20 protein-coding genes are annotated in these 21062 nt (G+C 50.4%); 10 read left to right on the top strand and 10 right to left on the bottom strand.

The features are described 5' to 3' along the window. Positions 1 to 33 precede the first annotated feature (33 nt). The 3 genes from VN23_RS08125 to VN23_RS08115 all read left to right on the top strand — a co-directional run bounded on the left by VN23_RS08125 (position 34) and on the right by VN23_RS08115 (position 4695). Positions 34 to 753 carry a DUF3304 domain-containing protein gene (locus VN23_RS08125; RefSeq protein WP_046352871.1) on the top strand — a complete coding sequence of 240 codons (720 nt, stop codon included), beginning with the start codon at positions 34 to 36 and terminating at the stop codon, positions 751 to 753. A gap of 786 nt (positions 754 to 1539) precedes the next feature. Then, positions 1540 to 2952 carry a T6SS phospholipase effector Tle1-like catalytic domain-containing protein gene (locus VN23_RS08120; protein ID WP_231743376.1) on the top strand — a complete coding sequence of 471 codons (1413 nt, stop codon included), beginning with the start codon at positions 1540 to 1542 and terminating at the stop codon, positions 2950 to 2952. A 696-nt stretch (positions 2953 to 3648) separates the two neighbouring features. Then, positions 3649 to 4695 carry a phospholipase A gene (locus tag VN23_RS08115; protein WP_052746709.1) on the top strand — a complete coding sequence of 349 codons (1047 nt, stop codon included), beginning with the start codon at positions 3649 to 3651 and terminating at the stop codon, positions 4693 to 4695. A gap of 183 nt (positions 4696 to 4878) precedes the next feature. On the opposite strand, the gene VN23_RS08110 is transcribed toward VN23_RS08115, so the two are convergent. Continuing rightward, positions 4879 to 5940 (bottom strand): hypothetical protein, encoded by a 1062-nt coding sequence (locus VN23_RS08110; protein WP_062654853.1) that lies wholly within the window; start codon positions 5938 to 5940, stop codon positions 4879 to 4881. 597 nt (positions 5941 to 6537) lie between these two features. On the opposite strand from VN23_RS08110, the gene VN23_RS08105 reads away from it, so the two are divergent. The 7 genes from VN23_RS08105 (at position 6538) to VN23_RS08075 (ending at position 12918) form a co-directional block, all read left to right on the top strand. Further along, complete coding sequence (locus tag VN23_RS08105; protein WP_046353086.1) at positions 6538 to 7500, top strand: ABC transporter substrate-binding protein; 963 nt, start codon at positions 6538 to 6540, stop codon at positions 7498 to 7500. Between the two features lie 10 nt (positions 7501 to 7510). Then, positions 7511 to 8332, top strand: coding sequence for an ABC transporter permease (locus VN23_RS08100; protein ID WP_046352873.1), 822 nt, complete (start codon positions 7511 to 7513; stop codon positions 8330 to 8332). A 2-nt stretch (positions 8333 to 8334) separates the two neighbouring features. After that, a complete protein-coding gene (locus VN23_RS08095; RefSeq protein WP_046352874.1) occupies positions 8335 to 9129 on the top strand; it encodes an ABC transporter ATP-binding protein in 795 nt (264 codons plus the stop codon). A gap of 2 nt (positions 9130 to 9131) precedes the next feature. Then, positions 9132 to 10958 carry an ATP-binding protein gene (locus VN23_RS08090; protein WP_046352875.1) on the top strand — a complete coding sequence of 609 codons (1827 nt, stop codon included), beginning with the start codon at positions 9132 to 9134 and terminating at the stop codon, positions 10956 to 10958. Then, positions 10955 to 12262 (top strand): sigma-54-dependent transcriptional regulator, encoded by a 1308-nt coding sequence (locus VN23_RS08085; RefSeq protein WP_046352876.1) that lies wholly within the window; start codon positions 10955 to 10957, stop codon positions 12260 to 12262. The genes VN23_RS08090 and VN23_RS08085 overlap by 4 nt, the downstream gene beginning before the upstream one ends. A 123-nt stretch (positions 12263 to 12385) precedes the next feature. Next, entirely contained in the window at positions 12386 to 12619 is a 234-nt protein-coding gene (locus VN23_RS08080; protein ID WP_046353087.1) for a CopG family ribbon-helix-helix protein, read from the top strand. Further along, on the top strand, positions 12616 to 12918 hold the full coding sequence (locus VN23_RS08075) for a type II toxin-antitoxin system RelE/ParE family toxin (protein ID WP_197433057.1): 303 nt from the start codon (positions 12616 to 12618) through the stop codon (positions 12916 to 12918). Before VN23_RS08080 ends, VN23_RS08075 begins: the two co-directional genes overlap by 4 nt. Before the next feature lie 200 nt (positions 12919 to 13118). On the opposite strand, the gene ccmI is transcribed toward VN23_RS08075, so the two are convergent. The 9 genes from ccmI to ccmA form a co-directional block, all read right to left on the bottom strand. Further along, positions 13119 to 13961, bottom strand: coding sequence for a c-type cytochrome biogenesis protein CcmI (gene ccmI / locus VN23_RS08070; protein WP_046352877.1), 843 nt, complete (start codon positions 13959 to 13961; stop codon positions 13119 to 13121). After that, on the bottom strand, positions 13958 to 14473 hold the full coding sequence (locus tag VN23_RS08065) for a cytochrome c-type biogenesis protein (RefSeq protein WP_197433056.1): 516 nt from the start codon (positions 14471 to 14473) through the stop codon (positions 13958 to 13960). The genes ccmI and VN23_RS08065 overlap by 4 nt, the downstream gene beginning before the upstream one ends. Positions 14474 to 14586: 113 nt before the next feature. Further along, positions 14587 to 15105: a DsbE family thiol:disulfide interchange protein gene (locus tag VN23_RS08060; protein ID WP_046352878.1), complete on the bottom strand. Its 519-nt coding sequence runs from the start codon at positions 15103 to 15105 to the stop codon at positions 14587 to 14589. 224 nt (positions 15106 to 15329) lie between these two features. Then, positions 15330 to 17306 carry a heme lyase CcmF/NrfE family subunit gene (locus VN23_RS08055; RefSeq protein WP_046352879.1) on the bottom strand — a complete coding sequence of 659 codons (1977 nt, stop codon included), beginning with the start codon at positions 17304 to 17306 and terminating at the stop codon, positions 15330 to 15332. A gap of 312 nt (positions 17307 to 17618) precedes the next feature. Further along, positions 17619 to 18062 carry a cytochrome c maturation protein CcmE gene (gene ccmE / locus VN23_RS08050; RefSeq protein WP_046352880.1) on the bottom strand — a complete coding sequence of 148 codons (444 nt, stop codon included), beginning with the start codon at positions 18060 to 18062 and terminating at the stop codon, positions 17619 to 17621. Between the two features lie 388 nt (positions 18063 to 18450). Beyond that, complete coding sequence (ccmD, locus tag VN23_RS08045) at positions 18451 to 18669, bottom strand: heme exporter protein CcmD (RefSeq protein WP_046352881.1); 219 nt, start codon at positions 18667 to 18669, stop codon at positions 18451 to 18453. Continuing rightward, positions 18669 to 19436, bottom strand: a complete 768-nt coding sequence (gene ccmC, locus VN23_RS08040) for a heme ABC transporter permease CcmC (RefSeq protein WP_046352882.1) — start codon at positions 19434 to 19436, stop codon at positions 18669 to 18671. Before ccmC ends, ccmD begins: the two co-directional genes overlap by 1 nt. Before the next feature lie 135 nt (positions 19437 to 19571). Then, a complete protein-coding gene (gene ccmB, locus VN23_RS08035; protein WP_046352883.1) occupies positions 19572 to 20246 on the bottom strand; it encodes a heme exporter protein CcmB in 675 nt (224 codons plus the stop codon). Continuing rightward, positions 20243 to 20935, bottom strand: coding sequence for a cytochrome c biogenesis heme-transporting ATPase CcmA (ccmA, locus tag VN23_RS08030; RefSeq protein WP_052746710.1), 693 nt, complete (start codon positions 20933 to 20935; stop codon positions 20243 to 20245). The genes ccmB and ccmA overlap by 4 nt, the downstream gene beginning before the upstream one ends. Positions 20936 to 21062: the final 127 nt, after the last annotated feature.

Raw genomic sequence — 21062 nt, 5'->3', positions numbered from 1 at the left:
TATGCCGAACTACTTACAGGTCGAGTTAAAAAAATGAAATTAATTCAAGCAAAAACCCATATCGGCTACTGGGTGATTCTTCTTGCGCTGAGCGCTTGCCGCCCCGCAGAGTCTGAAGCGGTGGGGAAGCGCGTTGACGCGAATAGCGTGACTGTGTCGGTGGATGCGGTGAATTATCAGCATGATCTCGATGTGCAATACACCTTGAAGGACGCGAGTAATAATGCCGTTGGCGGTGCGATTGTTGGTTTGTTAGAGGGGCCTGGCGCTAAGAATTGTTGCACTTTGCTGCCCAAAAAATGGCGGCCTGGCTTGAAATATCATTTGTCTTGGGAGGAGGGAAGCGCCAAGGAAATTTCGCCGATTAGGCAAGAGCGCACGCTGGAGCTTCCGCGTTACACCACGCCGGGCGATCTCTATGTGTTGTTTTATCCCAATCATGAAGTGGAGCTAATCGCCTCGCCGGTAGAGCCGGGGCATGCCAATTGGGCGGGGAGGGAGAAAGCAGGGGCGTTAACGGCTTGTGTGGCGAGATTGTCAGAAAAAGAATGCAGGAAGCATTTATCGAAGTATAAGTTTGGTTCAAAAGAAGAAACAGCCGCGATGATGCGGGAGGCTTGCACCGCAAAGTCAATACAAGAGTCTAGTGACCCAGAGGGAAATCAGGAGGCTTGTAATAAATTACTAAATGACTGTAAGGATCTATGGGTTATCAACAAAAAAATGTGTGAGTTGGATTATCGGGAGGAGTAATTGATGAGTACTCGTTTTGCTGAAATTTGCCCTGCGAAGCCCTTAAAGTTAGAGGGTAAAGAGATCGTTGAGCGTGATAAAAACCTTGGTGATCTTTCTTGTCTCGATTGCAATCAAGACATCTTCCTCGGCTTCTTTTTTGATGGCACAAATAATAATAAATATTACTCAACTGAGAATTTTAGTCATAGCAATGTTGCCCGCCTATATGAGGTTTATGCAGGCTTTCCAAGCGCAGATAAATTGGAAATCAGTAGGCCAGAGCTTAAAGCGCAAAAGCTAAAGGACATTAAGAAGGATGAAGATAAAGACTGGCCTAAGGCGGTTCCGCAGGGTGAGCGGTGTTTTTATCGAAAAACCTATATTCCTGGCGTGGGCACGCCATTTGTAGAGCTAGGCGATATCACTCCGTCTGCTAAAAAAAGCTCAATGCTTTCTGCTGCGTATGCCAAGGTCGCTGAATATTCAGTTGATCGTGTTTCCAATAAGGGCGGTGAAGTCGCCGCATTATTTGGGGAAGTCAGGATTAATTGGGCTTTGTTGCAGCTTACTAATCATTTGCATGAGGCCATTCTTGGTTCGCCCCATCCTTCAAGCTCGCTGAAAGCGGATGGCAAATTGGCGCAGAAAATGATCAGCTCAGCAAGCGCTGCGATGAGTGATGTTGTCCGCTTAACTAATCCCATGGCTCGAATTCTTTTTGATCAACGCATTGATCGCAATAAAACGCTTAGAGAGCGATCAGAACAACTACGCCCACTTATTGCGCCATTTATTCAGGGCCGGGTGCAAGGCAAGCCAAAAATTAAAAGGGTGAGAATTGCTGTTTTTGGCTTTTCCCGTGGGGCGGCTGCGGCGCGCGTGTTTGTGACTTGGCTAAAGCAAGCATATGGCTCAGAGATTGCCGGGCTTGAATTGAAAATTGATTTCCTGGGTATTTTTGATACGGTTGCCTCGGTGGGCTTGGCTCAGTCTGCGCCCACTCAAGATGGGCATAGCGGCTGGGCGAGCGCTGAAAATTTAAAAGTCGCTGATGATGTTAGGTGCGTGCATCTGGTGGCGGCCCATGAGGTAAGGGGCTCTTTCCCTTTAGATGCAATAGGCAGCGGCGCACTGCATAAAGAAGTGATGTATCCAGGGGTGCATTCTGATGTGGGCGGGGGGTATGAGCCGTTGGAGCAGGGGCGATCGATCGGAGAGAGTGCTACAGCACAAAGGTTAAAGGCTACGCAAAAAGAGCTGTATGTTGAAGACGAAAACTCGCCATACGCAGGGGTCATACCTGTAGAGGATAAGGCTAAGTGTATTGCTGAATTTGCTGTTACAGGTGATAGTAAAAAATTATCGCAAATCCCTTTAGCTCAAATGTATAGGGAAGCTTTAATTGCTGGTGTGCCCTTGATTCCCTCCTCAGAATTGCGGGCAATTAGAATGCGTAATTTTGCGATTCATCCAGAAACAATCAAAATCTTTAACCAATATATAGAAAGCACAAAAGCTGCGAAAATAAAACCCACGGGCGGAATGTGGTTAACAGAAACACAGCCGAGTGAATCTCTTCAAGTATTAAGCCGCAGGCATTACGGGCAGTTTTTGGCCTGGCGAAAGCAAAGGTTGGGGCGAATTCATTTATTGCCCGAATTGCAAAATAGTTTTTATTCTTCAAAGGCTCGGGATATAAATGATTTTGAAAGAGAGGATGTTAATTTAGCCAAAGAGCTTGAGCTTTTAAGGAGTAGGGCCACGATGGTTTTGGGCGAAAAACAGGCCCAATGGGATTCAGCTATTCAATTTATCTGGGATCAGGAAGCCTTGATTCCAGAGGTGGTGCCGCTATTTGAAACGCTGATGCATGATTCAAAAGCATGGTTTGGATTAGAGCCATACAGGATGTGGGGTTATTTGCGCTGGCGGAAAATTTATTTGGCCGATGGAAAAGCCGCTTCTCAAACGGCAGAAAAGATAGATGATTCAGAGCATGTGCAGCGTCTTGAAAAGAATAAACAGGTGCAGTTGGATAATGAGCGCATCACGCACGAAGCCAGGATGAGAAGCTTGGAGGGGCAGCGAGCGGGGGCGGCTAAGCAACAGCAGTTAGGGAAGGATATGTCGGAATTTTCGCGTATTAATCAGCAGCAAAGGCAGGAAGAATTGCTGCGGCATCAACAGGCACTCAAGCAAATTCAAGGGCGTAAATAAGCGGTGTTTTTCATCAAGTTGTGCCTGATTTACCTGCCGCTTATTTAAATCATTAGCCCAAGTGCGGGTAAAAGGGCAGACTGCGGCTTTGGATGCGTTGTGTACGCTTAAATTGACTAAGCTTGGCGGTTCCGTACGATATTTCCACCATCTATCAGGAGCGGGAGCCGTGTTTGTACGATAAAAAAACACGCTTTTAATTTTATTTCCCCTGCGCTAGAAATAGCTCTTTAGCGCTGCAGGCATGGATTGATTTTTTCAAATAAAAAAACCTTTACACTCACTGTGCAGATTCCAGTAGAGGTGTTTCTCTATTTTCGGTGATTCTGAATGTAGAATAAAGGGAAAATGATTAAGGATTTGCCAGCTTATATTTTTATTTATTTGGCATGTTAGGCATTAGGAGAAAAGCCTGCTGGATAAAAAAGGCAAGATGGCTTAATAAGATATTGCATAAAGCAGTGGTTTGTTTGTGGGGAGCGTAAACTTGCGTAAAAGCACAGAACGGTACAGAAAGATGAGCTTATACCGCTTGAAATGATAGAAAATGATGTGCTGCTGTAATAGTAGTACTATGCCTTCAATTTGATTCAACATTATGTTTTTGTCTGGATTTTTGATTTGAGTCTATTTTGCATAGTGAGTCATTATCACTTGTTATGCAGCAGATTGAATTTTTGGCAAGGAAAGTCGCTTATGCATTACTCAAAAATACTGGCTCTTGGCTTAGCGGTCACTGCTGTTCATGTTACGGCAGCTACGGGCACATTACAGCATTGCAAAGCCATCGCAGATGCCAAAGCCAGGCTGGCTTGTTATGACAGCATTGATCATGCAGGCGGAGGTGTAACAGCACCTGAGATCAGCGTTGAGGCGGTCGAAAAGTCAAGCTCGGCACCACGCCCTTCGCCTATTGCCGATATTAATCAATCTGCACCTTCCGCTTTAGGTGATCAATGGGAGCTGGATCAAAAAAAAGGCACTTTTGCCTTACGTACTTATAAAACGAATTATTTCCTGCCGCTAAGTTATAGCGATAACCGTAATCAGCATCCCAGCTCGTCGGCTTCGACAGGGGAGCAACTTCCATTGGCGCCGGGAATAGGTGCTGTTAATGATGCTGAAGCTAAATTCCAATTGAGTTTTAAAGTAAAAGCGTTGGAAAGTATTTTTTCTGACAGAGCAGATCTATGGCTTGCCTATACGCAAAAAAGCTATTGGCAATTGTATAATAGTGATTATTCTGCACCATTTCGTGAGACAAATTATGAGCCAGAAGCCATTTTATCTATTCGAACAGATTTAGATTTAGGGTTTATAAAATGGCGTTTTTTGAATCTGGGTTTGGCACATCAGTCAAATGGACGCAGCAATCCATTATCACGTAGCTGGAATCGTGCATACGCTGATTTTGGCTTTGAAAAAAACAATTTCTCACTAGAAATTCGCCCATGGTATCGGTTCAAAGAACAGGATGGAACCGATGATAATCCGGATTTGCTGGATTTTATGGGCCATGGGGATGTAACCGCGCGCTATCGATTTGATTCAGGACAAGAATTAAGCGCATTGGTGCGTCAAAATTTTCGCACGGGCAATGGTGGGGTACAGCTGGACTGGACGTACCCACTGACGGGCAATTTGAAAGCGTATGTGCAAGTCTTTAGTGGCTATGGCGATAACTTGCTTGATTACAATAGACGCCAAAATGTATTAGGGTTTGGCATCGCTATTTCGCCATAATCTATTAAGGTATGTTTTTTTAAAATAAATGTTGCTTTGATTGGGTCTTCATCTTCCGGGCTTTTGGGGGCCCAGTAAAAATGCTGGGCCCCCTTTACTGACTACAGTACTTGAGGGCAGGCTTTAAGCCAAAGTGACGAAGCTGAATAAATCATAGCTTCTTTAGGCCCTCAATTCTGGCCATTATTTTAACTGAGCAGAGGCAGGAAGCCCACCGTATTTTAATAAGTGATTAATTGCTGTTTTGTTTAGCCGAACTTCAATGGTAAATAAGCCAGATGAGGATCCGGTATTGTTTATTTCAAAAGGCTCCTGAACCACCCCTTCTAATAAATTGCCATTCGCAATAGCATAAAATTCTTTACGGATGGCCGATTTATTGTCTGTTGCCGTAATAACTAAAAGTTGTTGTTGCTTAATGTTGATGATTTCGTAGCTCTGCTCTTTTTTGTTGCATTTATATGAGGTATTGGGGTTGTTGCTGAAAACAATGGTTTTGCGGGAGGTGTCAAATTGGTAGGGGCACTGGCTGTTTTTTTCTTCTAAATTTGTGCCATTAATTGAATAAAAATTGGTCCATTCTGCAATGGTTTTAAAGGTAGTCGGATTGCCATAGTAGCTAAAATAAGTTGTTTTAAGCGGGCTAAAACCAAGATAATAGGCTTGAGATCCAGAAGGAAATGCAGGCGCTGGTGTTTTAAATAAAGTGTAATCAGGGCCAGATTGGGTGTTTTCCTTAGTAAAATGAACATCCATCACGGCAAGATTGCTTATGTCTCTGCTGGTGCCGCTGAGCAGGTATTGAGTATTATTTCCATAATCAAGCAGAATGTCATTGCCTTTGGCAACAGTTTTTGCTGGTTGTGGTTTTTCCCATTTGTCATCTGTTAAATAGAGTGACTCATTGTTAATGCCTGTTGTGTTTTTCCATTGTTGATTATTGAAATCATAATCAAACTGGTTGTCTATTAATACTTTATCTTTAATTGAAATAGTGTCGTAATTAAAGATATTGGCCGTTTGTTTGCCTGTACTATCGCCTCTTGTTTCAAATAAATCGTGGTATAGCGTTTCACTTTGAAATATGATATTTAGATTAACTTCAATGCTTGTGTAGCGTTTAAGTATTATTTGCGTCATGGCGGAGGGGGGTGGGGCAGCTGTGGCTACAGTAGTGCTTTCATCTCCTCCACATGCAGCGAGTAATAGAGTAAAAATCGCTGTGGCGTGCTTAATCGTCGACATTTAGCAACTCGTATTGATTAGGATGAGCGGTAGTCTAAAGCAAATGGCATATTTCGTGTGTTGTTTGTAAGTGTTTAGTAATTTTTTGTTTTTGATCGCTTGCGCAATAAAAAAGCTGCTACTTAAGCTGGGCAAAATAATTAGGCTCATGGCACTGAAAATCTTGTATCGAGAGTTTGTTATTGTGTGCAGCATAGCGATGCCCTAGTTGTTTTAGAATTTATGTGGGGCCTCTCGCTTTGGATTTCTTTTTCGCTTGGTATTTTTCTGATTTGGATTTCGTTGTCTCTTCTTCTCTTGCTACACCCAACCCTTTTTTTGTCTCTGGCGTATTTGCTATATCGGCTGGTGCCATCGGTGGGTTTTCTTCTGAATGATGGCGGTTTCCCGCCGCTAAACTGTATGTGATTCTGTAGTTTCGCCAGAAAACAAGTCATGCCTATTTTTAGCGCACCTTACTTTCCTCTTTGTAGGCAAGGGTTTGCAATGTAGTTGCTTTGCATGGGCCAGCTGGCAAGCTAATTGCTCAGCATTAGACGTAAGCCAATCAGGCTTTGATTGATTTTGCCCTCGTCTTTTAGCTACGGAGTTGCAATGATGAAATTCACTTTGATCGCATCGCTAGCCATGACTTCTTTTTCTGCCTATGCCGCAGAGGATGTCATTCGTCTTGGTAATCTCAAATTCGCCCATTACGGTGCGGTATCGTATATCAAGGAAATCGCGCCTAAATGCGGGATTAAGGTAGAGGAGCGGATGTTTGCCAAGGGGCTGGATATTATGCCGGCCATTATTGCGGGCGAAATTGATGTGGCGGCCAGTGCGGCGGACGCGGCAATTGCCGGGCGGGCAGGCGGCGTGCCGGTGTATGCGGTGGCGGGCTTTGCCAAAGGCGGCATTCGTATTGTGGTGCAGCCAGGGTCCACTATTAAAAACGTGGCGGATTTTAAAGGTAAATCGGTAGGGGTGGCACGTGGTGGTGCGCAGGAGCTGGCGCTGTTGGCGGAGCTAGCCAAGGCGAATCTGAGCTGGTCTGAAAAGCCCGGCAAGGATGTCAAAATCGTTTACCTGCCCTTTGCAGATTTAAACCAAGCACTGATGCAAAAGCAAATTGATGCCATGTCGCAATCAGAGCCACAGGCTTCGCAAGCGATTAATAAAGGTTTTGGTGTGGAGTTGCTAAAGCCTTACGATAGCCCGATGGGCGAGCCGATTCGCACCCTTGTGATGAGCGAGAAGCTTTACAGCAGTAATCGCCCGCTGGCGGAAAAGTTTATGAAATGTTTTGTGCAAGCCACCAAAGCCTTTATGGATGACCCTAAACTCGCCGAAAACTATGTGCGCAGCAATATGTTTAAAGGCCAGATTACGGTGGATGATTATCAGGATGCCATTGCTAATTCGCCGTTTTATTACAATCTGAGCGTTGAGCATATGCAGATCACCACCGATTTTATGGCCAAATATGGCGTGGGCAAGATGGTGAAGCCGCCGGTGGCCAAAGAGTGGGTGAAGCTGGATCTGCTCGATCAGGCTAAGAAATCTTTAAACGTGAAATAAGGGCAATCCGATGAATAAAACATTATTCGCCCGTGCCGTGACGGGGCTTTGGTTGCCCGTAGTCTTGATTGCGCTTTGGCAGGCTGCGGCAATGGCGGGCTGGTTAAATCCACAGATTTTGCCTTCTCCATGGCAGGTGGTGGTGCGCTGGTATGCGTATTTATTGCCGATGGAGGCCTATGACGCCAGCCAGAGCAGCTATACCGCTTGGTTGTTTTCAGGGGAAATGATTCACGACGCCATCGGCACGCTGTATCGGGTGATTGTGGGCTTTGCAATTGGCGCTGGGCTGGCTTTGCCGCTGGGGCTGCTCATGGGGGCTAGCCCGCGGGTGTATAGCTGGTTTAATCCCATGATTCAGGTTTTACGGCCGATTCCGCCGATTGCCTATATCCCGCTCTCTATTTTATGGTTTGGTCTGGGTAATGCACCGGCGATTTTCCTGATTGTGATTGGCGCGTTTTTCCCTGTACTCATGAATACCATTGCCGGGGTGCGCCAGGTGGATTCTATCTATCTGCGTGCGGCGCGTAATTTAGGCGCAGGCCAGAGCACCTTGTTCCTGAAAGTGATCTTACCGGCGGCCACGCCGTATATTCTGGCCGGTGCGCGTATTGGGGTGGGCACGGCGTTTATTGTGGTGATCGTTTCCGAAATGATTGCGGTAAATAACGGGCTGGGCTTCAGAATTTTAGAGGCGCGTGAGTATTTTTGGTCAGACAAAATCATTGCAGGCATGTTGACCATCGGCTTATTGGGCCTTGCGATCGATATGGCGATGAATAAACTCAATAACCACTTGTTGCGCTGGCACCGCGGCTTGGAGCACTAATCATGACGGCACAAATCAAAATAGAGCAGGTCAATAAGATTTTTAAAACGCCAGGGGACGATGTGGTGGCCTTGCGTGATATTAATCTGGAGATTCCCAATGGGCAGTTTGTTTGCCTGCTGGGGCCATCGGGCTGTGGCAAATCTACCTTGCTGAACGCGGTAGCTGGGTTTTCCCATCCAACGAGCGGCAGCATCACCGTGGATGGCGCGCTGATTAAAGACACCGGGCCAGATCGCGGCATGGTGTTTCAGGAATACGCGCTGTTCCCATGGATGACGGTTGAGCAGAATATTGCCTTTGGCCTGACTATCCAGAAAATGCCACAGGAACAGATCGATAGCAAAGTGGCCGAGCTGTTAGAAACGCTCAAGCTGGTGGAGTTTCGCAAGCGTTTTCCTAAGGATTTGTCTGGCGGTATGCGCCAGCGCGTGGCCATTGCACGTATTTTGGCGCTTAACTCGCCGATTATGCTGATGGACGAGCCTTTTGGCGCGCTGGATGCGCTCACCCGCCGCAGCTTGCAAGATGAGCTGCTTAAAATCTGGCAGGAGCATAAAAAAACCATTCTGTTTGTCACCCACAGCATCGAGGAATCGATTTATCTGGCCGATCGCATCATTGTGCTTACTTACCGCCCAGGCACGGTAAAGCGCGATGTGCTGGTGGATATTCCAAGGCCGCGCGATCCTAGCTCGGCTGAATTCAACGCGCTTAAACGTGAGCTTGGTGCCTTGGTGATGGAAGAGCAGCAGCGCCATCAGCAGGCCGAGCTATGCGGCTTGAGCTCTGATTAAATATGCTTAAACCAGCGCGATACTTCTGGATATTGGCGACACTTTGCTTGGCGGGCAGCCTGTTGTGGCTGGCCGCCCAGTGGAGTGAGCGCAGCGCGCTGGTGCAATTGCGCACTGCCGGTCAGCATCGTCTCGATGTTTACACCGGCAGCTTGCGTAATGCCGTAGAGCGTTATACATGGCTGCCCTTTGTTTTATCTAGCCAGCGTGATCTGGCCGATTTGCTGCGTGCTCCGCAGGATGCGGTGCAATTGGAGCGGGTGAATCGCTATTTAAAAGCGGTGAACGATGCGGCGCAGGCATCGGCGATTTATGTATTAAATGCCGAAGGCCTAGCGCTGGCATCCAGTAATTGGGATACCCCACAGAGCTATATTGGCAGTAACTATGCGTTTCGGCCTTATTATCAGCAAGCCCGCTTAGGCTACGCAGGGCGCTTTTATGGCGTGGGCTTTACCACGCAACAACCCGGTTATTTTTTATCTTACCCAATCAGAGATGGCGAGCGGGTGCTGGGCGTGGTGGTGGCCAAAGTGAGCCTCGATGCACTGGAGAGCAATTGGCGCGTAACTGGCGAGCGCATGCTGGTGAGTGATAAAGACGGCATTGCGTTTTTAGCCACCGATCCGGCGTGGAAGTGGCATACGCTGGCCCCATTGCCCAGCTATACGCTGCGATATATTAAGGAGAGCCGCCAATATGGTCGCAATATTTTTCCGGAGTTGGGTTTGCTAAAACAGCAGCGCTTGGATGGCAATACCCAATTGGCGCGCTTTAAAACAGGCAGCGATCAAGCCGATTTGCTGGTGCAAACCGCACAAGTGCCTGATCTGGGCTGGCAAATTGTGCTTTTTACGGATCTCACCTCGATCCGGCAGGGCGTGAGCCGCGTCTTGCTCGGTACCAGTCTTGGTCTATTGGCTTTGCTGGCATGGTATTTATTCTGGCGGCAAAGGCGGCGGCGTATCCGCGATAATCAGCGCGCCAGCCAGGCACTTAAACAGGCGCATGATCAGCTAGAGCAAAAAGTAGCTGCGCGTACCGATGATTTGCTGGGGGCCAATACCCAGTTGCAACGCGAAATTGCCGAGCGTATTCGCACCGAGCTTGATCTGCGTGCGGCGCAAAATGAGCTGGTGCAAGCAGGCAAAATGGCCGTGTTGGGCCAGATGGCTGCCGGGGTAACGCATGAACTCAATCAGCCACTCACCGCCATGCGTGCCTTGGCCGACAATGCCAAGCTGCTGCTGGAGCGTGGCAATACCACTGAGGTAGCGGGCAATCTGGTGTATATCAGCCAGCTAACCGAGCGCATGGGCAAGATCACCGGGCAGCTGCGCTCTTTTGCCCGAAAAAGCGATAATCGCGCCGAGCCGGTACTGTTGACGCAATCCATTGCCAATGCCCTGCTGTTACTGGAGCAACGCTTGCGCCAGCAAAGAGTGGCGTTAAATATCGAGCAGCCCGAGCCAGTGTGGGTGCTGTGCAATGCGGTGCGTCTGGAGCAAGTGCTGATTAATTTGCTCAGAAATGCCTTGGATGCGGTAAAAAACCAAGCGGATGCCCAGATCACGCTGGCAGTGCAGCAGATGCAAGGCAAAGTAAAAATAAGCGTACTCGATAATGGCCTCGGCATTGCAGCAGAGCAGTTGTCTAATGTGTTTGATCCCTTTTTTACCACCAAGGGCGATGCCGAAGGCCTGGGTTTGGGGCTGGCGATTTCGCTATCGATTGTGCGTGATTTTGGTGGCAATTTGCAGGCCAGCAACCGCCCAGAAGGCGGGGCTTGTTTTGAGTTGGAGTTACTCGCAGCACAGGAGCAGCAATGAAGGTCTTATTGATCGACGATGAAGCGATGATCCGCCACGCAGGCAGCCAAACGCTAGAGCTGGCAGGCTTTGAGGTGGAGACCTTTGCCGACGCCGAATCGGCCCTACCACTCTTGCAAACTGATTTTGCGGGTGTAGTGGTGTGCGATGTGTGCTTGCCGGGGCTGGACGGTTTGCAGTTGCTTGCGAAAAGTGTGCAGCGGGACGCCGAGCTGCCCGTGGTGCTGATTACCGGCCACGGCGATGTGGCAATGGCTGTGCAGGCGATGCGGGATGGCGCTTATGATTTTATCGAAAAGCCTTTTTCATCCGAGCAGCTGATCGAAGTGGTGCGGCGCGCAGAGGAAAAACGCAAATTGGTGCTGGAAAACCGCCAACTGCGCCGTGAACTAGAGCGCAGATCCGGCATAGAGGGGCGCTTGTTGGGGCGTGGTGCAGGCATAGAGCAATTGCGCCACCGCATTATGAATATCGCCGACACCGACGCCGATGTACTGATTATGGGCGAAACCGGCACGGGTAAAGAGTTGGTGGCGCGTTGCCTGCACGAGCACAGTCATCGCGCAACGCATCCCTTTGTGGCGCTCAACTGCGGAGCGTTGCCCGAGCAATTGTTTGAAAGCGAAATTTTCGGCCATGAAGCAGGCGCATTCACCGGCGCAAGCAAGCTGCGAATCGGCAAAATTGAATACGCCAATGGCGGCACGCTGTTTCTGGACGAGCTGGAAAGTATGCCGCTGACGCTGCAGGTTAAATTGCTACGAGTCTTGCAAGAGCGGCAACTGGAGCGGCTTGGGGGTAATGTCAGCATCCCGGTCAATTGCCGGGTGATTGCTGCCAGCAAAAGTGATTTAAAACTGCTGAGCGATCAGCAGCAGTTTCGGCTGGATCTTTACTACCGCTTGAATGTAGCCACGCTAAATTTATTGCCCCTGCGGGAGCGACGCGAAGATATCCCGCTATTATTCGAGCATTTTGTACTGCAAGCCGCACTGCGCTACCATCGCCCCGCACCTATCGTGGCCCCCGCCCGGATGCGGGAGCTGATGTTGCAAAGCTGGCCCGGCAATGTGCGTGAGCTGCGAAATGTGGCCGATCGCTTTGTACTTGCGCTGCTGGACGATCTACCCGCCAGCGAAGCCGCACTTGATTTACCCTCGCTGGTGGAGCGCTTCGAAAAAAACCTGATTGAAGATGCACTGCTGCGTGCCGGAGGCCAAATCACCGCCGCCAGCCTATCCCTCGGCCTGCCGCGTAAAACGCTGTATGACAAAGTGAAGAAATATCACTTGGGGGGCGGGTGAGGGGTAGTTTGCAAGGGATGGCATCTGTTATGCACGGGTATTTCTGGAGAGCAGGGGCTATTTATTGGCGATGGCTGGCTGATGTATTACAATGAAAACATTGCAATGCGTGGGAGCTTGATCATGAGCATGATGTCGATGCGTTTGCCAGATGAGTTAAGCCAGCAGCTGGAAGCGCTGGCTGTGGCGACCGGGCGTAGCAAATCTTATCTGGCTGGGCAGGCTATCCGAGCCTTTGTTGAGCAGGAAACTTGGCAGGTCAAGGAAATTAAAGCTGCGCTGCAAGAGGCCGATGCGGGGGATTTTGCCAGTGACGAGGAAGTGGCTGAGCTAAGCGCAAAGTGGCAGGCACTTTGAGCAAAACCAACACCCTGCGGCTTAGGTGGCTGCGCAAGGCAATCGCTAATCTGGATGCCGAGGCGGAATATATCGCACAGGAAAGCCCGCAAGTCGCAGCCGAGATGTTTGCCTATGTGAAAGCCAAAGTTGAAGGCTTGGCCAATTTTCCAGCATCAGGCAGGCCGGGGCGCGTACCCGGTACGCGCGAGCTGATCATCGACCGATACCCCTTGCTGGTGCCCTATCGCGTAGTGGGTAATGAATTGCATGTACTCAGAGTATTTCACACTCGCCGCAAGCCGCCGCTTAGCTGGTAGGGTAAGGCCAGCACTCCACCGCTCTGGAGTACCCGGTGAAGGTGCTATACCGGATTCTTGCTCTATTTCGCTGAGGCTTTTATTTCAGGCTAAAGCGGCACCACTGCCGCCATACTCGCAGTTCAATTTTTTTTTCTCCGTGTTCTCCGTGTTCTCCGTGTTCTCTGTGGTTCAAGGTTTGGTTTTTTTGCGGCACAGAGCTACTTCACCGCATCCTTAGGCTTATCCAATAAGCGGATTTCTTCTTTCAGCCATTGCTCATCCTCAGAGCCAACTTCCAGCAAAATCAGTAGTTTATTCCACCACTCTTTAGCTGCGGCTTTGTCGCCGCGCTCGACGGCGGCGCTGCCGGCTAGCATGAGGGCATCGGGTTCGCTGGCGTTGACTGACAATGCTTTTACTAATAGATCAGTTGGCTTACCTTTGAAGCTCTTTTGCTCAATGGCGAGTACGCCTGCAAAACGGGCGATTTCTCCTGCGTCTTTTTCAATGGCAGGCCATGCTTTCTCGTAAGCACTGATCGCTTCCGCATAGCGAGCTTGCGATCGATAGCTGCGTGCCAGCATTAGCCAGCCTTGTTGATCGTTCGGCTCTAAAACCATCCGTGCTTCGAGCTTTTTGACCATGGCGGCGATTTCATTTGGGCCGATATTGGGGCGCTGACGCGTGCTTGGGTCGAGTGCGGTGGGGGTGCCCAGCTTGAAATACAGCCCGCCTGCGGCCAGAGGCAGTAATAGCAATATCGTGATGACCAAGCCACGTGCAGACCTCTCGTTCAGCGTTGGGCTGGCGTTGCCAACTTCATTAATCAGGCGGCTTTCTGCTTCTTGTCGGGCGATAACGTGATCGGTTTCGCTTAAACGGCCATAGCGTAAATCTTCATCCAGTTCGGCCAAAATCGTGTCGTGCAGGGCATAGCGCGCGCGGCGAATATCACCGGCTTGCGAGCGGCCCCGTAGCAAAGGCCAAATCAGCGTGGCCAGTGTAATGACCACCATCAGCGCGCAGATCAGGGTAAATAAGCCAAAGTGCGATGTGTTCATTGCGTGTCCTTGCCATTGTTGGTGCCATCAAACTCTGCTCGCAAAGCCGCTAGTTGGGCCGGATCAGCTTCGCTGGGGGTAGGTTTGCGGCGGCGGATTTGCCGCAGCAACAGAAACAAACCAATTAAAAGCAGCAGGGGTGGCAAGAGCCATAAAAGCAACGTTCTGGCTTTGAATGGCGGGCGGTAAGTGACAAAGTCACCGTAGCGATCGGTGAGGTGGCTGATGATTTGCGGATTGCTGTCGCCAGCGGCAATGCGTTCCCGTACTTCGCGGCGTAAATCTTCGGCCAGCGGCGCACGCGAACTGGCTAGGCTTTCATTCTGGCAAACTAGGCAGCGCAGCTCGGCTGATAGCTCGACCAAACGCGCATTCGCGGCTACATCGCTGGCGGTAGGCGCAGCTACCTTGCCAAAGCTGAGCGCAGGCAGGATGAGGAGTAGGAGTACGGTACGTTTTACTAAGACCCTAAGGTCTGTAGACACAGAGCTAAAAGAGAACACGGAGAACACAGAGAAAGACTTCCCTTTCTTTGAGGTAACTTGATTTTCTCTGTGTGCTCTGTGTTCTTCCAGATCTTTGTGTCTACAGATCTTTTTAACCTCAACTTTTGAAAAGATATTTCTCATAGCCGTGCCTTTTGCAGCTCAGGCAGCAGGGTGTTTTTAAAGATGTCGGGGGTGACGGCACCGATGTGTTTGTAAGCAATATTGCCGTTTTTATCGATCACAAAAGTCTCTGGTACGCCGTATACGCCGTAATCAATACCCACTCTGCCATCCCTATCCGCCACGACTACGTTGTAAGGATTGCCACGGCTTTGTAGCCATTGTTTGGCGTCTTTATCTAAATCTTTATAAGCCAAGCCAACGATGGTGACTTTGTGCTCTGAGGCAATGCTGTTGAGCACCGGATGCTCCTGTATGCAGGCGCTGCACCATGAGGCCCACACATTGAGCAGCCATGCTTGGCCCCTGAGGCTGGCAGGCGAAAACTGCCCTGTGGCATCTAAGCGATCCAGCTTAAATTGCGGCGCAGCCTTGCCGATTAGCACGGAAGGAATTTCACGCGGATTAAGCGTTAACCCCGCCGCCAGCAACAGCGCAAGTGCCGCAAAAATAATTAAAGGAGCAAAGCGTTTCATTAAAACTTCCTAAGCTGCGAAAAATAGCTTGCTTTGATAGAGAGCTAAACCTTGAACCACAGAGAAAAATGAGGACACAGAGGCCACAGAGAAAAACATCAAACCTGTTATTTCCTCTGTGGAACTCTGTGCTCTCTGTGCTCTCTGTGGTCTCTGTGGTTCAAGATTTAGCTTCGCGTGCATGACTGAATGCTTGCAATTGTTGTGTTTACAGATTTCAGGGTTTACTCACCTGTGCACTTTTTGGCTAAGCGCTGCTGGCGGTAGCGGCGGTCGGATAGGGCGATGGCTCCGCCTAGGGCCATTAATAAGCAGCCGTACCAGATCCAGCCCACCAGTGGTTTGTAATGGATACGCACCAGCCAGTCGCCGGTGAATGGGTTGTCGCCTAGCGGCTCGCCGAGGGATACATAGATATCTTTGATCGCCGTATGGTGAATCGCCGCTTCGGTCATTGGCATTTGGCTGGAGAAATACTGGCGCTTTTCGGGCTGCATTACGCTGATGGCCTTGCCGTTTTGGCTGAGCGTAAGTTGCCCTGTGAGCGCAGCGTAATTGCTGGCGCGAGTTGATTTCACAGAGTCAAAGCTGAGGGTGTAGCCCGCAATATTGTGCGTGTCGCCAAATGCCATGCGTAAATCGTCTTCGTGCTCGTAGCTCGATACCACGGTGACCCCCGCTACAAACACGGCAATGCCAAAGTGGGCGATATGCATGCCTGAAAAAGCTGCGGGCACATTGCATAGCGCTTGCCACCATGTGTTGCCATTGCGGCGGTTGCCGATTAAGCGGCGGCTCCAGTCTCGCACTGAGGTAATCGCCACCCAAAGTGCCACGGCGAGTGCGACGGCTACTCCCCATTTCCATTGTCCCCAACAGAGAGGTAGCAAGATTCCGCCCACAATCGCCAGAATCATAGGGCCGTAATAAGCCAGCCATAGGCCGTGGCCATCTTGGTTTTTCCAGCGCACGCTGCCGCTTAAACCCATCAGCAGCATGGCGGGCATCATCAGTGGGATAAACACGCTGTTGAAATAGGGCGGGCCGACAGAGAGCTTGCCTTGGCCGAGTGCGTCGATCAGTAGCGGGTAGAGCGTGCCAAGAAAGACCGTGGCACAGGCAACGACTAAAATTACATTATTGGCGAGCAGCAGCGCTTCGCGCGAGCACCAGTTAAACGCGCCGCCGCCTTCCAGTAATGGTGCGCGCCAGGCATAAAGCGCCAGCGATGCACCGATCACCACGCAGAGAAAAATTAAAATAAATAAGCCGCGAGCCGGATCGGTGGCAAAGGCGTGTACCGAAGTCAGCACGCCAGATCGCACTAAAAACGTACCTAATAGCGAGAGCGAAAAGGTGCCTATCGCCAGCAGTACCGTCCAGTGTTTAAATGCATTACGTTTTTCGGCCACCGCCAGCGAGTGAATCAGCGCCGTTCCGGCCAGCCAAGGCATAAAGGAGGCGTTTTCTACCGGATCCCAAAACCACCAGCCACCCCAACCCAATTCGTAATAAGCCCATGCGCTGCCCAGCATAATGCCCAGTGTGAGCGATACCCACGCGGCGGCAGTCCAAGGGCGGCTCCAGCGCGCCCAGCTGGCATCCAGCCGACCAGAAATTAGCGCGGCCACGGCAAAGGCGAAGGCGACCGAAAAGCCCACGTAACCCATATAAAGTAGTGGCGGATGAAAGATGAGCCCCAAGTCTTGCAGTAGCGGGTTTAAATCTGCGCCATTGCTGGGGGCGGGAAGCTGGCGGATGAATGGGCTGGAGGTCAGTAAAATAAACAGATATAAGCCACTGCCTACCCAAGCCAACACGCCGCTCACTAAAGACTGCACAGCAAGGGGCAAGTTGCGTGCAAACACCGCCACCGCCGCGCCCCAGCCAGATAGCATCAATACCCACAGCAGCAGCGAGCCTTCGTGCCCGCCCCAAACAGCGGCAAATTTAAACCAGACTGGCAGCAGGCTATTAGATTGCCTTGCCACATAGCGGATCGAAAAATCGTCTTGCAAAAAAGCTGTGGCCAGCAGCGCAAAGGCTGTGGCGGTGAGTGCTAATTGCAACAGCGCCGCTGGCCTAGCGATGCGCATGGCGGGCAGCCACTGCTTTACCCCGCCCCAAATCCCCAGTGTGCCCTGCACCAGCGCCACCAGTAGCGCCAGAATCAGCGTAAAAGTACCGAGTTCACCAATCATTGTTTTTCCTGTGGTTAAAAGGCTTCAGCTTGGTTTGATGCGGTGTTAAATCTTGAACCACAGAGTAAAACGAGAGCACAGAGCGCCACAGAGAAAACCAAAAAGCATCAGGTTTTCTCTGCGGAACTCTGTGTCCTCTGTGCTCTCTGTGGTTCAAGATTTAGCTCCGTTAATATGGGCGTTGTATGGCTTAAACGCATCGAAAAAGAGAGCAGAGGGCGGGCACGTGGGCATGAATTGTGCACACCCTCTATGTTTTGGTTTTCTCCATGTGCTCTGTGCTCTTCCCTTGGCTCTGTGTCTACAGACCTTTTATATCTTTTTATCCACCGCTTTCTGATGCGCTTTGTTTACCGCATCCTGTGCTTCGGGGGGCATGTAGTTTTCGTCGTGTTTGGCGAGCACTTCGGTGGCGGTGAAGATGCCGTTTTCCCAGCTCCCTTCGGCCACTACGCCTTTGCCTTCTTTAAATAAATCCGGCAGCAATCCGCGAAATTGCACCGGGATATTTTTATCGGTGTCGGTCACAATAAAGCGAATGCTGATGCCATCGCTTGCGCGGATCAGGCTTTTATCCACCACCATCCCGCCCAGCCTGAAAGCCCTGCCATGCGGCGCTTCGCCATTGATGATTTGTGTTGGTGAGTAAAAAAACACCAGGTTTTGCCGAAAAGCATTCACAACAAAAAAAGTGACTAAAGCCAGCGTGATTAAAGCACCCACAATCCAAAATATACGTTTACGTCTGGGTGTCATGGCTTTCTCCTTGATGATTCTTTACAGGTGTTGCCCTGTGTACGCTATCGTTGTTTTCGAGTTTTCGTTTGCTGTAGCAAATAATGAGAGAACATAAGGACTACGCTCTCTGCATGGGGCTTGAAAATCCCCTTGAAGCACGCCGAAGCGAGGAATAAGCGGATCGGGGTTTCGGAAAAGGGGTAGCGAGGCAGCGAGCGAGCAGCCTTTTTCGCCGAGCCGATTATCCGCAGTGAGGGGCCTTCGTGCTGGCTGGGGTGGCCTTCTTTGGCTTCGTTTCTTGGCCACGCAAGAAAGGAAGGTCCAGCGGGACGCCCGCACCAAAATCAATGTGCCGAAGGCACTAAAAAGATCATTTAGATGTTGTTTGGGTCTGCCAGCATCTTTGCTAAAAATGCGATGAATGCTCATATACCTCATCCTCAATTTCTTCAGCCAAAGCCATTCGCCGTAAGTGCTGAATCACTTGTTTACGTTGCTGCCTGATCAATAGCCATTCCATACCTAGCCCAAAAACACAGGCGATGAAAGAGCCCCACACGTAAAGGCCGTACCCGCCCATATGGATAAAATCGCTGAAGTTGGCCCAGTAGAGGGTTGAGAACATTATTTTTCTTCCTGTGCGATGCGCTCTTTAACCCAGCGAGTGCGGCTTTCTCTTTGCAAAATCAGTGTGCGAACGCGGGATAGGCAAGTGGCGATGCTGTACATCCACGCCGCCAGCGACATCAGCAGCATGGCAATCAACATCGTGCTGGCCATGCTGCTGCCGTTCTCCATCGAGATCGACGCGCCTTGGTGCAGGGTGTTCCACCATTTCACTGAGAAATAAATCACCGGCACATTAAACACCCCGACGATGGCCAGTACTGATCCGGCCTTATCGCTCCGGTCGGGCTCATCAATGCTGCGGGTGAGGGCGATAAAACCTAAATACAGAAAAAACAGCAGCAGCATCGAGGTAAGCCGTGCGTCCCACACCCACCAAGTGCCCCACATCGGCTTGCCCCACAGTGCGCCTGTTAAGAGCGATAAAAACGCCATTAAGGCTCCTGTAGGGGCCAAGGCTTGCGCCATCATCGCTGATAAGCGGGTGCGCAGAACCAGATGCATCACCGACCAGAATGCCATGACGATATAAATAAACATCGCCATCCAGCTGGTGGGCACATGCAAAAAAATAATCCGATAGCCTTCACCCTGCTGAGCGTCGCTAGGTGCAATGGCAAAACCCAGCCACAGCCCCACAGCACAGAATAGAAGGGCTGCAACCATAAATAGCGGGATCAGCCTTCCTGCCAGCGGGTAAAACTGCATGGGGGAGGCAAAGGAAAATAGATTCAGCCAGCGCGGGCCGTTATGGCTTGGTTTCATTGTTTCCCTGAATATTTCTTGTGTGACAGCCATGTGTAGGGCGGGTGCAACCCGCCGGTTTATATATTTAATATTGGCGGGTTGCACTCGCCCTACAAAACATCGGTTTTTTACTCTATTTTTTTCGGAATAAAATCATTCAATCGCTAATCTCACCGCCATCGCAGCCAGCCAGGGCGCTAAAAACAGCGTTCCGCAGAGGATGGCGGCAAGTAATGATAATTCGGCCATGCCGGATAAGCCGCCAGCCACCGCGGCCACTGCGCCGCTGCCAAAAATTAAAACGGGTGCGTAGAGCGGTAATACTAAAAGAGCCAATAACATTTCTCCCTGACGCACACCTAGGGTGAGCGCCGCACCTATGCTGCCTAATGCGCTCAGTGTAGGCGTGCCGAGAAGTAAGCTGCCCATCAGCATGAGCAGGGTGTCGCTTTCTAGCCCGTATTGAATGCCTAAAAGTGGCGCAACTAAGGTGAGCGGGATGCCGGTCGTTAGCCAATGAGCGGTCAGCTTGCCTGCCACCATCACACTGGCGGGGGCAGGGGAGAGTAATAGTTGTTCCAGGCTGCCATCTTGCCAATCGTTATTAAAAAGCCGTGGCAGGGCGAGCAGATTGGCGAGGATTACCGCTACCCACAGCACGCCGGGGCCGATGCGGGCCAGCAGCTTAGGCTCGGGGCCGATGGCGAGTGGAAACAGGCAAGCGACTAAAACAAAGAACACTACGCCCACCAGCAAATCGCCACGTTGCTGCCAGGCCAGTAGTAAATCACGGCGAACGATGGCGGCAAAAAAGCGTGGGCTGCTCATGCTGCGCTGCCTTGGCTTAAATCTAGCTCGCTGATGTTTTGAATGGCTTGGGGTAGGGCTTGATGCGAGGTAAGAATAACGATGCCGCCGTCACGATTGTGCTGGTCAATCCACTCACCCAGCTGATTCTGTGCGGCTTGATCGAGGCCTACAAAGGGCTCATCGAGTAACCAAAGAGGGCGGCTAATGGCGAGTAATCTTGCCAAGGCAGCACGTTTCTTCTGGCCTTGCGATAGTGAGCGAACGGCTAGATCGCATTGGCGGATCAGCCCGACTTGAGCGAGTGTTTTGAGCGCGGCGGCTTCGCTTAAAATCTGCCCCGATATGTCCGCCGTAAGGCGTAAATTAGCCCGCGGGCTAAGCAAATCTTTTAAGCCCTCTTTATGGCCCAGATAATGCAGCGCGGCATAGTAATCATCGCCCCAAGCCGCCAATGCCTTGCCCTGCCAAGTAATCTCACCAGCCTGCGCCAGGCTTAGTCCCGCCAGCATTTTAAGCAAGGTGGTCTTGCCCGCGCCATTTGCGCCACGCAGGTGCAGGCATTGCCCCGCATGAAGGGCAAAGGATAGGTCGGTAAAAAGGGTGCGATCAGCGCGCTCTGCTGAAAGTCTGGATACAGAAAGCATGGGGCAGTAGTCAGTCAAGTTGGAAAAAGCAGCGTAGACATCGGTGGTTTTTTTGCTTGGCAAGTTTTCCGGCTCAGCGCAATGGTGAATGAAACGCCAACAGACCCTAGTATAGGGATGTAGCGCTTTTTGCCGACAGGTATTTGGGCCTATCTCAGAAGAGGTAGTCCTAAATGCAACAGGCTAATTC

Source organism: Janthinobacterium sp. B9-8 (genome assembly GCF_000969645.2).
Taxonomy (GTDB): Bacteria; Pseudomonadota; Gammaproteobacteria; order Burkholderiales; family Chitinibacteraceae; genus Iodobacter.
Note: the sequence above shows the minus strand (reverse complement) of the source record. Positions and strands in the feature narration are given on the sequence as shown.